The organism is Geodermatophilus sp. URMC 60 (assembly GCF_053502585.1).
The window spans coordinates 632,254-645,304 of the sequence record NZ_CP199958.1 but is presented as its reverse complement, the minus strand read 5'-3'; the positions used below and the strand labels follow the sequence as shown (position 1 = coordinate 645,304).

General features: G+C 75.0%; 15 protein-coding genes. 8 read left to right on the top strand and 7 right to left on the bottom strand.

The annotated features are described in order from the left end of the window. Positions 1-43 precede the first annotated feature (43 nt). Complete coding sequence (locus tag ACWIX3_RS03170; protein WP_448610631.1) at positions 44-370, bottom strand: hypothetical protein; 327 nt, start codon at positions 368-370, stop codon at positions 44-46. Positions 371-527: 157 nt separating this feature from the next. On the opposite strand from ACWIX3_RS03170, the gene ACWIX3_RS03165 reads away from it, so the two are divergent. The 5 genes from ACWIX3_RS03165 to ACWIX3_RS03145 all read left to right on the top strand — a co-directional run bounded on the left by ACWIX3_RS03165 (position 528) and on the right by ACWIX3_RS03145 (position 5,953). Beyond that, entirely contained in the window at positions 528-2,042 is a 1,515-nt protein-coding gene (locus tag ACWIX3_RS03165; RefSeq protein ID WP_448610630.1) for a TldD/PmbA family protein, read from the top strand. Continuing rightward, complete coding sequence (locus ACWIX3_RS03160) at positions 2,039-3,430, top strand: metallopeptidase TldD-related protein (RefSeq protein ID WP_448610629.1); 1,392 nt, start codon at positions 2,039-2,041, stop codon at positions 3,428-3,430. Before ACWIX3_RS03165 ends, ACWIX3_RS03160 begins: the two co-directional genes overlap by 4 nt. Before the next feature lie 335 nt (positions 3,431-3,765). Further along, positions 3,766-4,068 carry a hypothetical protein gene (locus ACWIX3_RS03155; protein WP_448610628.1) on the top strand — a complete coding sequence of 101 codons (303 nt, stop codon included), beginning with the start codon at positions 3,766-3,768 and terminating at the stop codon, positions 4,066-4,068. 177 nt (positions 4,069-4,245) lie between these two features. Beyond that, positions 4,246-4,734, top strand: coding sequence for a hypothetical protein (locus ACWIX3_RS03150; RefSeq protein WP_448610627.1), 489 nt, complete (start codon positions 4,246-4,248; stop codon positions 4,732-4,734). Between the two features lie 193 nt (positions 4,735-4,927). After that, positions 4,928-5,953, top strand: a complete 1,026-nt coding sequence (locus ACWIX3_RS03145) for a C40 family peptidase (RefSeq protein ID WP_448610626.1) — start codon at positions 4,928-4,930, stop codon at positions 5,951-5,953. A 97-nt stretch (positions 5,954-6,050) separates the two neighbouring features. On the opposite strand, the gene ACWIX3_RS03140 is transcribed toward ACWIX3_RS03145, so the two are convergent. Beyond that, on the bottom strand, positions 6,051-6,629 hold the full coding sequence (locus ACWIX3_RS03140; RefSeq protein WP_448610625.1) for a YdeI/OmpD-associated family protein: 579 nt from the start codon (positions 6,627-6,629) through the stop codon (positions 6,051-6,053). 114 nt (positions 6,630-6,743) lie between these two features. On the opposite strand from ACWIX3_RS03140, the gene ACWIX3_RS03135 reads away from it, so the two are divergent. The 3 genes from ACWIX3_RS03135 to ACWIX3_RS03125 all read left to right on the top strand — a co-directional run bounded on the left by ACWIX3_RS03135 (position 6,744) and on the right by ACWIX3_RS03125 (position 7,983). Further along, positions 6,744-7,145, top strand: a complete 402-nt coding sequence (locus ACWIX3_RS03135) for a hypothetical protein (protein WP_448610624.1) — start codon at positions 6,744-6,746, stop codon at positions 7,143-7,145. A 2-nt stretch (positions 7,146-7,147) separates the two neighbouring features. After that, positions 7,148-7,342 (top strand): helix-turn-helix transcriptional regulator, encoded by a 195-nt coding sequence (locus ACWIX3_RS03130; RefSeq protein WP_448610623.1) that lies wholly within the window; start codon positions 7,148-7,150, stop codon positions 7,340-7,342. Between the two features lie 62 nt (positions 7,343-7,404). Continuing rightward, a complete protein-coding gene (locus ACWIX3_RS03125; protein ID WP_448610622.1) occupies positions 7,405-7,983 on the top strand; it encodes a gamma carbonic anhydrase family protein in 579 nt (192 codons plus the stop codon). Positions 7,984-8,065: 82 nt separating this feature from the next. Here the strand turns inward: ACWIX3_RS03125 and ACWIX3_RS03120 are convergent, their stop codons facing one another. The 5 genes from ACWIX3_RS03120 to ACWIX3_RS03100 are packed head-to-tail and all read right to left on the bottom strand — an operon-like array spanning position 8,066 to position 13,007. Continuing rightward, positions 8,066-8,470 carry an ATP-binding protein gene (locus ACWIX3_RS03120; RefSeq protein ID WP_448610621.1) on the bottom strand — a complete coding sequence of 135 codons (405 nt, stop codon included), beginning with the start codon at positions 8,468-8,470 and terminating at the stop codon, positions 8,066-8,068. 1 nt (position 8,471) lies between these two features. After that, a complete protein-coding gene (locus tag ACWIX3_RS03115; protein ID WP_448610620.1) occupies positions 8,472-8,810 on the bottom strand; it encodes an STAS domain-containing protein in 339 nt (112 codons plus the stop codon). Continuing rightward, positions 8,807-10,867: a glycosyltransferase family 2 protein gene (locus tag ACWIX3_RS03110; protein WP_448610619.1), complete on the bottom strand. Its 2,061-nt coding sequence runs from the start codon at positions 10,865-10,867 to the stop codon at positions 8,807-8,809. The genes ACWIX3_RS03115 and ACWIX3_RS03110 overlap by 4 nt, the downstream gene beginning before the upstream one ends. Then, entirely contained in the window at positions 10,864-12,099 is a 1,236-nt protein-coding gene (locus ACWIX3_RS03105) for a PP2C family protein-serine/threonine phosphatase (RefSeq protein ID WP_448610618.1), read from the bottom strand. The genes ACWIX3_RS03110 and ACWIX3_RS03105 overlap by 4 nt, the downstream gene beginning before the upstream one ends. Further along, the gene (locus ACWIX3_RS03100; protein WP_448610617.1) at positions 12,096-13,007 is read right to left on the bottom strand and encodes a glycoside hydrolase family 26 protein; all 912 of its coding nucleotides are present in this window, start codon (positions 13,005-13,007) and stop codon (positions 12,096-12,098) included. Before ACWIX3_RS03100 ends, ACWIX3_RS03105 begins: the two co-directional genes overlap by 4 nt. Positions 13,008-13,051 lie beyond the last annotated feature (44 nt).

Genomic DNA, 13,051 nt, shown 5'->3' with positions numbered 1-13,051 from the left:
CCCCGGCGGCTCCCCGGCCACGCCGTCGGCGCCGGCGACCGGGTCAGCTCCCGGGGCGCTCCCACCCGTGGTCACCGCAGGCGCGGAGGAAGTTGGCGCCGGCCTCGACGACCGCGGCGTAGTCGAGGTCTTCCTCCCGGGTGTCGCGGAACCGCTCGTAGGGGTCGGTGAGCGGCGTCGAGTCGGACTGTCCGAGCAGGTCGCCGACCCGCTCGGTGACCTCGGCCCGCTGATCGGCCGGGGTGCCCGCCGCGGCCCAGGCGGCGAGGGCGTCGCACGCCTCGGTCGAGGACCGGTCCAGCCCCGCCCCCGCGCAGGCGGAGAGGGTGAGGACCGCCGCCGCGACGGCCCGGATCCGGCATCGGGGCACGCCGCGAGGCTAGTGCGCCGCTCTCCGACCGGGCGGCGGGCCCCTGGGACCCGGCGCCGACCGGGTCGACGTCCGCGGCGGCCGGGCCGACGGCGGCCCGCCGGACCGCCTCCCGCACCGCCGGTGGGCCGCCGACCCCGCCTGGTAGACAGGGGCGGTGGCTGCCTCCCGCGACGTGGACGCGTCCTTCCTCGCCCTCCCGCTCTCCGCGCTGACCGACGCCGCGCTCACCCGGGCCCTCGACCTCGGCTGCGAGCACGCCGACCTGCGGGTGGAGCGGATCCGCACCCAGTCGATCAGCCTGCGCGACGCCCGGCTGGAGTCGCTGGCCGACGGCGAGGACCTCGGCCTGGCCGTGCGCGTGGTCCACGAGGGCACCTGGGGCTTCGCCGCCGGCGTCGTCCTCACCGCCGCCGAGGCCGTGCGACTGGCCGAGGAGGCGGTCGCGGTCGCGCAGGTGTCGGCGGCGGTGAACAGCGACCGCGTCGAACTGGCGCCCGAGCCGGTGTACCCGGACGCGGTCTGGGTGTCGGACCACGACGTCGACCCGTTCGAGGTGCCCGACGCGGAGAAGACCGGGCTGCTCACCGAGCTGTCCGAGCAGCTGCTGGCCGCCGATGGCGTCGAGCACGTGCAGGCCGTCTGCCAGGCGGTGAAGGAGCAGAAGTACTACGCCGACACCGCCGGCACCCGGACCCGCCAGCAGCGGGTGCGGATCCACCCCGACCTGACCGCGCTCACCGTCGACCGGACCACCGGCGCGTTCGAGAGCATGCGCACCATCGCGCCGCCGGCCGGCCGCGGCTGGGAGTACCTGACCGGCACCGGCTGGGACTGGCGCGGCGAGATCGCCGAGATCCCCGAGCTGCTGCGCGAGAAGACCAAGGCGCCGTCGGTGCAGGCGGGGCGCTACGACCTCGTCGTCGACCCGTCCAACCTGTGGCTGACCATCCACGAGTCGATCGGCCACGCCACCGAACTGGACCGGGCGCTGGGTTACGAGGCCGCCTACGCCGGCACTTCCTTCGCCACCGTCGACAAGCTGGGCACCCTCCGCTACGGCTCCGAGATCATGAACGTGACCGGCGACCGCACCGCCCCGCAGGGGCTGTCCACGATCGGCTGGGACGACGAGGGCGTCGCCGGCCAGCAGTGGGACATCGTCAGGGACGGCGTGCTGGTCGGCTACCAGGTCGACCGGAACACGGCGCGGCTGGGCGGCATGGCCCGCTCCAACGGCTGCGCCTTCGCCGACTCGCCGCAGCACACGCCGGTGCAGCGGATGGCCAACGTCTCGCTCCAGCCGGCAGTCGACGGCCCCTCCACCGACGAGGTCATCGCCGGGGTCGAGCGCGGCATCTACGTGGTCGGCGACAAGAGCTGGTCGATCGACATGCAGCGCTACAACTTCCAGTTCACCGGCCAGCGCTTCTACCGGATCGAGGGCGGGAAGCTGGCCGGTCAGCTGCGCGACGTGGCCTACCAGGCGACGACGACGGACTTCTGGGGCGCGATGCGCGTCGTCGGCGGTCCGCAGACGTACCTGCTCGGCGGCGCCTTCAACTGCGGCAAGGCCCAGCCCGGGCAGGTCGCCCCGGTCAGCCACGGCTGCCCGGTGGCCCTGTTCGAGGGCGTGAACATCCTCAATACGGTGCAGGAGGCCGGGCGATGAGTTCGTGGTCGCGTCCGCAGGACGTCGTCGAGAAGGCGCTGGCCGCCTCCACCGCCGACGGGCAGGTCGCCTTCGTCGTGGAGAGCTCCGAGGCGAACCTGCGCTGGGCGAAGAACAGCCTGACGACCAACGGGTCGATGCGCTCGCGGCAGGTCGTCGTCGTCTCGTTCGTCGACGGCGGCGCCGGGATGGCGGCCGGCACGGTGGCGCGGACCGGCAGCCCGGACGTCGAGGAGCTGGTGGCCGCCAGCGAGCAGGCCGCCCGGGACGCCGGCCCGGCCGAGGACGCCGTCCCGCTGGTCAGCGAGGCGCCGCCCGGCGCCGGCGACTGGGACGCCGACCCCGCGGAGACCTCGATCGGCGTCTTCCGCGACTTCGCGCCGGCGCTGGGGGAGGCCTTCGGCGGCGCCCGCGACCGCGACGAACTGCTCTTCGGCTACGCCGAGCACGGCATGGCCACCACCTACCTCGGGACGTCGACCGGCCTGCGGCTGCGCCACGACCAGCCCAGCGGGCGGGTGGAGCTCAACGGCAAGAGCGGTGACATGAGCCGCTCGGTGTGGGCCGGCGTCGGCACCCGCGACTTCGCCGACGTCTCGGTGGCCGACCTGGTCGCCGACGTGCAGCGCGGGCTCGGCTGGTCGCAGCGCCGGGTCGACCTGCCCGCCGGGCGCTACGAGACCCTGCTGCCGCCGTCGGCGATCGGCGATCTGATGATCTACGCGTACTGGACGATGGAGGCCCGCGACGCCGACGAGGGCCGCAACGTCTACGCCAGGCCGGGCGGCGGCGACCGGGTCGGCGAGCGGCTGGCCGCGCTGCCGCTGACGCTGCGCAGCGACCCGTTCGAGCCCGGCCTCCAGGCCTGTCCGTTCCAGGTCGTCAGCGGCTCGTCGGGCTCGGCGTCGGTGTTCGACAACGGCATGGCCACCCCGGCGGTCGAGTGGATCTCCGGAGGCGTGCTCAGCAACCTGATCCGCCCGCGGGCCTGGGCGCTGAAGACGACGGCACCCGCCACGGCCGCCGTCGACAACCTGGTCCTCGAGCAGCCGGGCGCCACGGCGTCCCTGGACGAGATGGTCGCGGCCACCGACCGCGGGCTGCTGCTGACGACGCTCTGGTACATCCGCGAGGTGGACCCCCAGACGCTGCTGCTCACCGGGCTCACCCGTGACGGCGTCTTCCTCGTCGAGGGCGGCGAGGTCACCGGCGCGGTGAACAACTTCCGGTTCAACGAGTCACCGGTCGACCTGCTCGGCCGGATCACCCAGGCCGGCCGCACCGAGCGGACCCTGCCCCGCGAGTGGAGCGACTGGTTCACCCGCGCCGCCATGCCCACCGTGCGGGTGCCGGACTTCAACATGAGCTCGGTGTCGCCCGCCAGCTGAGGGAGGACCCCTGCTCCCCGCGAACCCGCGGCGGGCCCGGCAGGGGGCCACCGTCCGGAGACCACGGCAACCGGCCACTCGACGTCCGGGTGGGCGCGCCCGGCAGCACGGATGGGACGCGTGGGACCGGTGGGGCGGAGCGAACGGTCCGTCACACTTGTCGTGCATGGCGCCATGACGTTCCGCGTCTGTCCGCCTACTGTCTGTTCCGCGGGATGCTGGACCTTCGGCTTCACCACCCCGCACGCACGCCGAAACGTGCACCGGGCGGAAGGGGTCCTTCCGCCGGCAACGGATGGGCTCCGGCACAGCCGGACCGGTGAGGGGAGGGTCCCGTGACGAGGACTCAGAAGCCGTCGGTCTTCCAGGTCGGCAGGGTGTGGGACGACGGGAACTCCGTCGTGGTCTCCGGGTGGGGGCTGGGCCTCTGCGCTGCGGCGTGCGCGTGCCACCGCCACCCCGCCGCCGGCAGGCTGGCCATCGCCGAGGACCAGGCCGAGGGTCTGCTCGGCCTGGTGTGCTACCGCGAGGGCGGCTGCGACTGCTGCGAGCCGTGGACCGCCGACGAGCTCACCGCCATCGTCCGTGACCTCGAACTGGTCGCCACTCTCGACGCCCCCGAGCCGCTCGCCGGCTGAAGGAGGACCACCCCTCCCCCCACGCCTCGAGAGCTCGGCGCGGGACCCGGGAGGAGTCCCACGCCGGGCGAGGACGGGCCCCGGGACGGGGCCGACGACCGCGACCCGACCCGGCTCCGCACCTCGCGGGGCCGGGTCGCGGTTCCTCCGCACTCCCGCCCGGGTAGGGCTGCGCCCATGCTGGGACGCGCTGCCCTCCGAGGTGCCCTCGCCGGTCTGGCCGGCACCGCGGCCATGACGCTCGCCGAGAAGGTCGAGCAGTCCGTCACCCACCGGCCGGACTCCTACGTGCCCGCGCGCACCCTCACGGCCCTGACCACCCGTCGCCGGCTGCCGGGGTCCGCGCGCCCACCGGTGCGCAACCACCTCATGCACTGGGGCACCGGTGCGCTCGTCGGCGCCCTGCGCGGCGTGTGGTCGGCCAGCGGGCTGCGCGGCTGGCGCGCCTCGGCCTGGCACACGTCGGTCCGGCTGGCCACCGACCAGACGCTCGAGAACGCCACCGGCGTGGGGGCGCCGCCCTGGACGTGGTCGCGCCGCGACCAGGTCGTCGACATCGGCGGCAAGGCCGTCTACTCCTTCGTGACCGGCGCGGTGGCCGACCGGCTGGTCCCCCTCGCGCCCGACCGCACCCCCTCGGGCTCCGCTCCGCCCCGCCGCCGGTAGCGCCCCCGACAGGATCCAGAACCCCCGCGCCGCAGGGGGCCGCTGGGAGACCTGTGACCACTGAGGTGCGCACCCCGGGGCCGGGCCCGCGCGCCGCCCCCTACCCCTTGACGTGGTGTCCTTACCGTGCGTGCTCACGCGCTCGGAACACCGCCTCCTCCCCGGGGCGGGGCGCGGCGAGAGGGGGCCGGACATGGGCCGCAACCGGACGACGAGCCGGCGCTGGTCGTGCGCCGCCCTGGCGAGCGCCCCGCTCTCCGCAGCACTGGCCGTCGCCGTGCTGCTGACCCCGGCGACCGCGAGCGCCGCCCCGGCGTCGGCGGAGGAGGCCCAGCGGCTGGTCGCCGAGACGGGCCGGCAGCTGGCCGCCCTCGACGAGCAGGTCCGCGAGGCCCAGCTGACCGTCGCCGCGCAGCAGCAGACCGCGGCCGACGCCGCCGCGCGGGCGTCCCGGGCCGAGGGCGTGCTCGCCGGCTACGGCCCGCAGCTGGCAGCCATCGCGCAGACCGCCGGCACCTCGCAGTCCCGGATGGCCGCGTTCCTCACCTCCGACTCCGCGGCGGACGTCGTCCAGCAGATGACCACGCTGGACCTCATCGCCGCGCACACCGAGGGTCTGCTGGCCGAGGTGTCGGTGGCGCAGCGTGCCGCCGAGCAGGCCCGGGCGGACGCCGACGCCACCGCCGCGCAGGCCACCGCGTCGCTCGCCGAGCTCGAGCGCCAGCGGGTGGAGGTCCAGACGCGGGCCGACGCCTACGAGGCCGACTTCGCCCGGCTCTCGGCCGCCGAGCAGGCCGCCGTCACCACCTCGATCGCCGGCCCGTCGCTGGCCCCGCCGGACACCGGCGCGGTCGTGGCCGCCGCCCCCAGCGGCGCCGTCGCGGCGGTGCTCGAGGCGGCGCTGGCGCAGGTCGGCACCCCCTACGTCTGGGGCGGCTCCACGCCGGACGGCTTCGACTGCTCCGGGCTGACCAGCTACGCCTACGCCGCGGCCGGCGTCTCGCTGCCGCACTCCAGCCGCGCCCAGTCGCGGATGGGCGCCGCCGTCTCGCGCAGCCAGCTGATGCCCGGTGACCTCGTCTTCTTCGGCTCGCCCGTCTACCACGTGGGCATCTACGTCGGGAACGGGAAGATGGTGCACGCCCGCACCTTCAGCCAGCCGGTCGCGGTGACCAGCGTGGACATGGGTGGCTACGCCGGGGCCCGCCGCGTCCTCTGAGGCGCGGCCGCGGCGTCCCCGCCCACCCCGCGCCCCGACGCCATCGGCCTCGCCGACGCCCGCGCGGTCCTGGGCGGGGCGTCCGCCGGCCGGCTGATCAGAGGGGACGACGTCCCTCCGCGAGCATCGTGACGAGGGCGGTGATCCGGCGGGCCCGGGTCCGCGGCGTGGCGGCGGTGGCCACCCGGTGCAGGACGGCGTAGCGGTTGCGGCCGTCGAGGGTGGCGAAGGCCTGCTGCGCGGCGGGGTCGGCGGCCAGCGCGGCGGCGAGGTCGTCGGGGACGGTGGCCGTGGCCGGGCCCGCGTAGGCCCGTTCCCAGCGCCCGTCGGCCCGCGCCGCCTCCACCGCGGCCAGCCCGGCCGGGCGCATCCGCCCGGCGGCGGTGAGCGACTCGACCGCGGCCACGTTCTTCTGCGACCAGACGCTGCGCGCCCGGCGCGGGGTGATGCGCTGCAGGTAGGACGTGTCGTCCAGGCGCTGCGACCTCCCGTCGATCCAGCCGAAGCAGAGCACCGACTCGACCAGCTCGGCGTAGGTCACCGAGGGGACGCCGGACCCCTTCTTCGCCAGCCGCACGTAGAGCCCGGGCGCGGTCGCGTGCTCGGCGTCGAGCCACTCCTCCAGCGCCGCCTGGTCGGCGAAGGCCCGGACCGGGAGGTTGGTCGGCACGGTCACGGCGGCCATCCTGGCCGCGGTCGTCCGGGAGAGTCAAGGGTGCTTGACACCCGGGGGCGGCGCTGGTGGAGTTGTCGCGTGTCAAGCACACTTGTCCTCGGGAGGACGCTCACGGTGCTCCGCCACGCCGCTGCCGTGCTCACCGGTCTGCTGGTCGCCACGGGGATCGGACTGTTGGCGGGCGCCTTCGCCGACGACCGGTTCTGGGTCCACGTCGCCGTCTTCGCGCTCTGCACCCTCGCGCCGGCGTACGGGCTCGGCTGGCTGCTGTTCGTGTCGGCGGCCACCGGCCCCCCGCCGGTGGCCCACCCGGAGGAGAGCATCGAGCACGACTGGTGGCAGCGCAGCGCCGCGGCCTCCTTCCTCGACCTGCGCACGGTGGCCGGGGTGGCCGCCTTCGCGCTCGCGGTCACCGGGCTGGAGGTGTCCGCGGGGGTCGTGCTCAGCGGCGTCATCCTGCTGGGCTTCGCCGACCTCGCCGTGCGGTTCAGGGTGCTGCGCCGCCGGGCCGCCTGAGGGTGCACAACGACCTGGCCGAACGCCGGCAGGCCCGCGGCTGGTCGCAGGGCCGGCTCGCCGACGAGCTCGGGGTCTCCCGGCAGACGGTGATCTCGCTGGAGAAGGGCCGCTTCGACCCGAGCCTGCCGCTGGCCTTCCGCATCGCCGCCCTGTTCGACTGCCGGATCGAGGACGTGTTCACGCCGGACGCCTGACCCGTCGGCCGGCGCGCCGGGCCGCGGTGCGACATGGACGGCCCTGTGCTGTGCTGTCGCCCGTGGCCGAGAACTACATCGCCGAGTTGCCGTTCGGTTCCCCGCAGATCGACGGCGAGGCCTTCGTCGCGCCCACGGCCGTCGTGGTCGGCGCCGTGACGATGGGTCCGCGGTCGAGCATCTGGTACGGCGCGGTCGCGCGCGCCGACGCCGAGGTGATCACGATCGGCGAGGGCTCCAACATCCAGGACGGCTGCACCCTGCACTCCGATCCAGGCTTCCCGCTCGTCGTCGGCCGCGGCGTGACCGTCGGGCACCGCGTCGTCCTGCACGGCGCCCGCGTCGACGACGACGTCCTGGTCGGCATGGGCAGCGTCGTCATGAACGGCGCGCACATCGGCTCGGGCAGCATCGTCGCCGCCGGCGCCGTCGTCACCCAGGGCACGCAGGTGCCGCCGGGCTCGCTCGTCGCCGGTGTCCCCGCCAAGGTGATCCGGCAGGCCACGGACGACGACGTGCAGCACATCCGCGGCAACGCCGCCAGCTACACCGACCGGCTCGACAGCGCCCGCAAGGTGCGCCCGGTCGTCCGGACCCCGCTCCCGCCGGCCGGGCAGACGCCCGGCGACGCGATGGACTGAGGACCCCTGCCCCTCTGCCACCCGCCCCCTCCAGGGGCCCGTCAGGAGCTCGCGAGTGGTGGGGAGGGGGGTCCTCCCACCGTCAGTGGTCGCCGAGGACGAGGACCCAGCGGTTGGTGGCCCCGTCCCGCTGGTAGCTGAACCGGTCCACTGCGGCGCGGGCCAGCAGCAGACCCCTGCCCCGTTCGGCGTCACCGGCGGGCGGCTCCTCCGACCCCGTCTCGACCGGCGCACCGTCGTCCTCGAAGATCGCCTGGATGCGGTCGGGGCTGCTGGACAGCCGCAGGGAGACGCGCGCGGCGCCGGCGCCGGCGCCGTGCTCGGCGATGTTGGCCGCCACCTCGGCCACCGCGATCTCGAAGCGGACCCGGTCCCGCTCGGCCACGCCGGGTTCGTCGGCCCACAGGCGGGCCAGGAGGTCGTGCACCGGTTCCAGCAGCTCGGGGCCGGCCGTGGCCTGGAGCAGGTGACTCGCGCCGCCGCGCACGTCAGTCGCCGGCGAAGGCGCTGGCGACGTCCGGGCGGGGCCGCAGCACCCGCCGGAGGTTGGTCAGGTCCAGCACGGCCTCCACCTGCGGCCCCGCCCCGGCGATGCGCAGGTCGCCGCCCGCCTGGCGGGCGGTCTTCAGCCCCGCGATGAGCGCTCCCAGCCCCGAGGAGTCCATCGACTCGGTCTCCGAGAGGTCGACGACGATCCGCGCCGTCCCCTGTGCCACCAGCTCGGCGACCAGCGACCGCAGCCGCGGAGCGGCCACCATGTTCAGCCGACCCGTCGGCCGCACCACGCCGATGCCGGTGTCCGTCGTCTCGGTCTGGAACTGGGTCATGCGGGGACCTCCGCCGGCTGCACCTCGGGTCCGCGGTGGCGGACGGCCTTGATGATCACACTGAGGACGGCGAGGTCGAAGGCGACCCACACCAGGTTCACGGCCGTGCCCAGTGCTGACGCCTCCCCGGTTCCCATCCGGACGGTGCCGACCACCGCGGCGATGACCAGCAGGGCCATGACCACCAGCTGCGGGCGCACGAGGTGCCACGGACGCCGCGCCACCGCCTGCCGTTCCTTCGGCGTGACGGCGAAGGCCAGGCTGCGGCCGAAGACGACGTTGGCCACCGCGGAGGTCACCGAGCGGATCCACACGGGGAAGAGTGCGAGCGAGTACTGCTGCCCGCGCCAGCTCCGCTTCCCCCGGCCGATGACGTAGAAGAGCAGCTGGTTGACCGCGAGGAAGGGCACCAGTCGGAGGAAGAAGTCCGCCGACAGCGCCTGCACCGGCAGGATGCCGCTGATCAGGAAGACGACGGGCGCGGCGAAGTACACGACCGCCGCGAAGCCGGACAGGTAGCTCCACATGGTGGCCCAGTACATGAGCCGCTGCGCCAGGGTCAGCCCGCGCTGCACCAGCGGGTTCTCCCGCAGCATCACCTGGACCGTGCCCTGCGCCCACCGCAGCCGCTGGGTGAGCATGGTGCCGAGGTCCTCCGGTGCCAGGCCGAGCGCCAGGGTCTCGTGGTGGTAGGCGGTGCGCCAGCCGAGCGCGTGCAGCCGCATGCAGGTCGCCATGTCCTCCGTCACCGAGATCGTGGCCATCGGCATGAGCGGCTGCGCCTCGTCGTCCCGGTCGACGTCGATCGCCCGGACCAGGGCCCGCACCGTCTCCACGGCGCCGAGCGGCGACCAGTCGCGGTGCGCCAGCCGGGCCAGCGCCGCACGGTCGAGCTCGGCCGGGCCGGCGTCCTCGGCGTCCAGCTCCGAGGACAGGGCGGCGATCTCGGCGAGGTCGCTCTCCAGCGCGGTGACATCGGCGTCGACCAGCCGGCGGGCCGCCGCGTCGACCTGCTGCTGGAAGCGGTAGGTCACGTCCGCCAGGGCGGCACCGGCCCGCAGGTCCGCGCGGCTCCGGGCCACCGCCTCGGCGACCGCGTCCAGGGCGGCGCGCGCCTCGGTCTGCGACGGGTCCAGGCCCTTGCGCGCCCGGGCGAGCACCCGGTCGGCCGTCCGGAGCGTCCGGGTCACCGCCAGCTCCACCTCGGTGACGTACCGGGAGACGCCCAGCTGCATGAGGGCCTCGCGGCGCAGCACCGCGTTCGACCCGCAGAAGAACGCGGCGTTCCAGCCGTCCTTGCCCTGCTGGATCGGGCCGTAGAAGAGCGGTGCCTGGCTGCCGAACGGGTCGTCCTCGGGCACGTTGAGGAACACCTGCGGCGTCTGCACGAGGGCCATCTGCGGGTCGCGGAAGTACCCCAGGGTGCGGTCGAGGATCGCCGGGTCGGGGACCTGGTCGGCGTCCAGGATGAGGACGAACTCCCCGTCGGTGGTCATGAGGGCGTTGTTGAGGTTCCCGGCCTTCGCGTGCCGCTGGCGCCCCGCCCACTCCCCGGACCTGGTGATCACACCGACGCCGACGGCCTCGGCGCGCTCCCGGAGCTCGGGGCGTGCCCCGTCGTCGAGGATCCAGGTCCGGTGCGGGTACCGGATCCGCTGTGCCGCCTCCGCCGTGGCCATGACCAGGTCGACGGGCTCGTTGTAGGTGGTGATGAAGACGTCGACCGTCGCGCCTTCCGGCGGTGGTGGGGGTGGCCGCCGGCGGCGCAGCCGCCACATCGTCAGGCCGAACAGCAGCGAGTCGACGAGGCTGTACGTCTCGGCGACGACCAGTGGGACGGCGATCCACCAGGCCGACCAGTTGACCGACTCGAGCCACCGCCAGACCACGTAGTTCAGGCCGAGCACCGCGGTGAGCAGGACCAGCACCCGCAGCCCCACCAGGCCGGGGGTCAGCGGGACCCGCGGGGAGAGCGCCGCCGCGGTCTCGCGGTCGGGCAGCTCACGGGCGGAGGAGGCGCCCGACCCGGTCCAGGCCGTGCGGCGGTGGCGGCTCACGGCCGTGGCACCCGTCGGACGGCGACCGCCGTGATGTCGTCCAGGGGTGCGGCCGCGGAGGCCAGCGCGCGGACGGCGCGGAGCAGGTCGTCGGGCTCCGGGTGGGCCTCGAGCAGCCGGGCGACCTCGCCGAGGGCCTCGTGCGTGCCCCCGAGCACGTCGAAGAGGCCGTCGCTGAAGGAGAAGAGGGTGTCCCCCGGCTCGAGCACCACCTCGTGCTCGGTCCAGCTCTGGTCGGCGTCGATGCCCAGCGGGAGGTCCTCCCCGGCGAGCCGCTCGACGCCGCCCGCCGCCCGGCGGACGAGGGACAGCCCGTGGCCGGCGTCCCCGTACCGCACCCGTCCCGTCGCGGCCTCCAGCCGCGCGTGGAAGGCGGTCACGAAGGAACCGGTGCGCTGGAGGTCGGGCAGGAGGGTCCGGTTCGTCGCGGTGAGGACGTCGCCCTCCGGCCGGCGCCGGTCGCGGGCCCGCCCGGAGTCCCGCACCGTGGTCCGCAGGACCGCGCGGACGGTGGCCATGAGGATGGCGGCCCCGGCGCCCTTGCCCATCACGTCGGCGACGGAGAGAACTAGGTCGCCGTCGACGAGGTCGTGGTCGAACAGGTCGCCCCCGACGGCGAAGGCCGGCTCGCAGGAGCCGGCGACCCGGTAACCGGGCAGCTCCGGGGGTCGCTGCGGGAGCAGTGCCTGCTGCACCTCCCGGGCGCGGTCCATCTCGACGGAGTGGGCGAGCTCCTGCTCGGTCCACCGGGCCAGCTCCTGCAGCAGTGCGACCTCCCCTGCGTCGAGCGTGCGCGGGCGGACGTCGAACAGGCACAGCGTGCCGACGGTGGGGCCCCCCGGTGCCGCGAGGGGCTGGCCGGCGTAGAAGCGGACGTGCGGGGGGCCGTTCACCGCGGGGCTGGTGGCGTAGCGGGCTTCGGCCAGGGCGTCGGGCACGATGTGCGTCGCCCCGAGGGCGACCGTCCGGTCGCAGAAGGACGCCTGACGCTCGGCCCGGTCGACGGGCATCCCCTGAGCGGACTTGAACCACAGGGAGTCCTCGTCCACCAACGTGATGGTCGCGATCGGGACGTCGAACACCCGCTGTGCCAGCCGGGTGATGCGGTCGAAGCGTTCCTCCCGGTCGGTGCCGAGCAGCTGCAGCTGCTCCAGCGCCTGCAGACGTCGGGCCTCTGCCAGGTCGGCCGACGCGGGCACCCGGACGTCCGTCGGTACCCGCGCGGCGGTCACCGGGTCACCAGCCGCCGGCCAGCCAGGGCTGCCCGCATCGCCGCTGCGCTGGCCGGGCTGCTGGTGATCCGCCAGTCGGCCTCCTTGTCGTGGTCGAACCACACGAACGCCGCGACGTCGGCCTGCTCGTCGAGGTAGACGACGAGGTCGGTGACCCAGGCGGCCTTGTCCCCGCCCTCCTCGGCGGAGGCGACCTCGGTGACGGTGATCGGGATCCCGGGGGCCAGCTCGCGCAGCTCCTCGAGGCTCTCGCCGAAGACCTCCTCTGGCTCCTGCCAGCCGTGGCCAGGGGCGCTGGTGCCCCAGTTGTAGCCGTCGAGGGCGACGCGGTCGACGTACCGGGTGCCGGGCCAGGTCTCGGCCATCGGGGACGACCCGGGATACCGCACGTTCGGGTTCCACACGAACTGCACGTTGCCCGCTCCCTGGGCGCCGAACACCTCCGCGACGTGCCTGAAGGCCGCGACGTGGTCGGCCGCCGTGGTGCCCGACACGCCGACGGCCCACGGGTACCAGTCCCCGTTCTGCTCGTGGGCGAAGCGCAGCTGCACCGGCCGGCCCCAGTTCCGCAGCGCATCGGCCCACTGCCGGAGGTACGGGTCGTGCGCCCCGGCGGCGATGCCGGCCAGGCCGAACGCCCCGCTGTCGGGGGCGTTCCAGTCCCAGGGCTCCCAGGTCACCACCGGGACGGCGCCCCGCGCCGCCACGGCGTCGAGGTCGGCGATCGGCGGTGGGGTGGTGAAGTCCGCGTAGGTGAGGACCAGCGACGGGCGCTCCCCGACGGCGGCCTCGACCGCGTCCAGTTCCGCGCCGGCCGTCGCGCCTCCCGGCGTGGTGACGCCGAACGCGAGGGGCTCGGTGCGCTCGGGGCCGTCGACCACGGTGACCACGGCGACGGCCAGGGCCACCGCGACCACCGCGGCTGCGACGGCGACGGACCACCACGGCCGCC

Bases quoted from the DNA above. Each gene is read 5' to 3' on its own strand.
- ACWIX3_RS03145 (WP_448610626.1), top strand. From the start codon at position 4,928: ATGGGCCGCAACCGGACGACGAGCCGGCGCTGGTCGTGCGCCGCCCTG.
- ACWIX3_RS03115 (WP_448610620.1), bottom strand. From the start codon at position 8,810: ATGACCCAGTTCCAGACCGAGACGACGGACACCGGCATCGGCGTGGTG.
- ACWIX3_RS03160 (WP_448610629.1), top strand. From the start codon at position 2,039: ATGAGTTCGTGGTCGCGTCCGCAGGACGTCGTCGAGAAGGCGCTGGCC.
- ACWIX3_RS03150 (WP_448610627.1), top strand. From the start codon at position 4,246: ATGCTGGGACGCGCTGCCCTCCGAGGTGCCCTCGCCGGTCTGGCCGGC.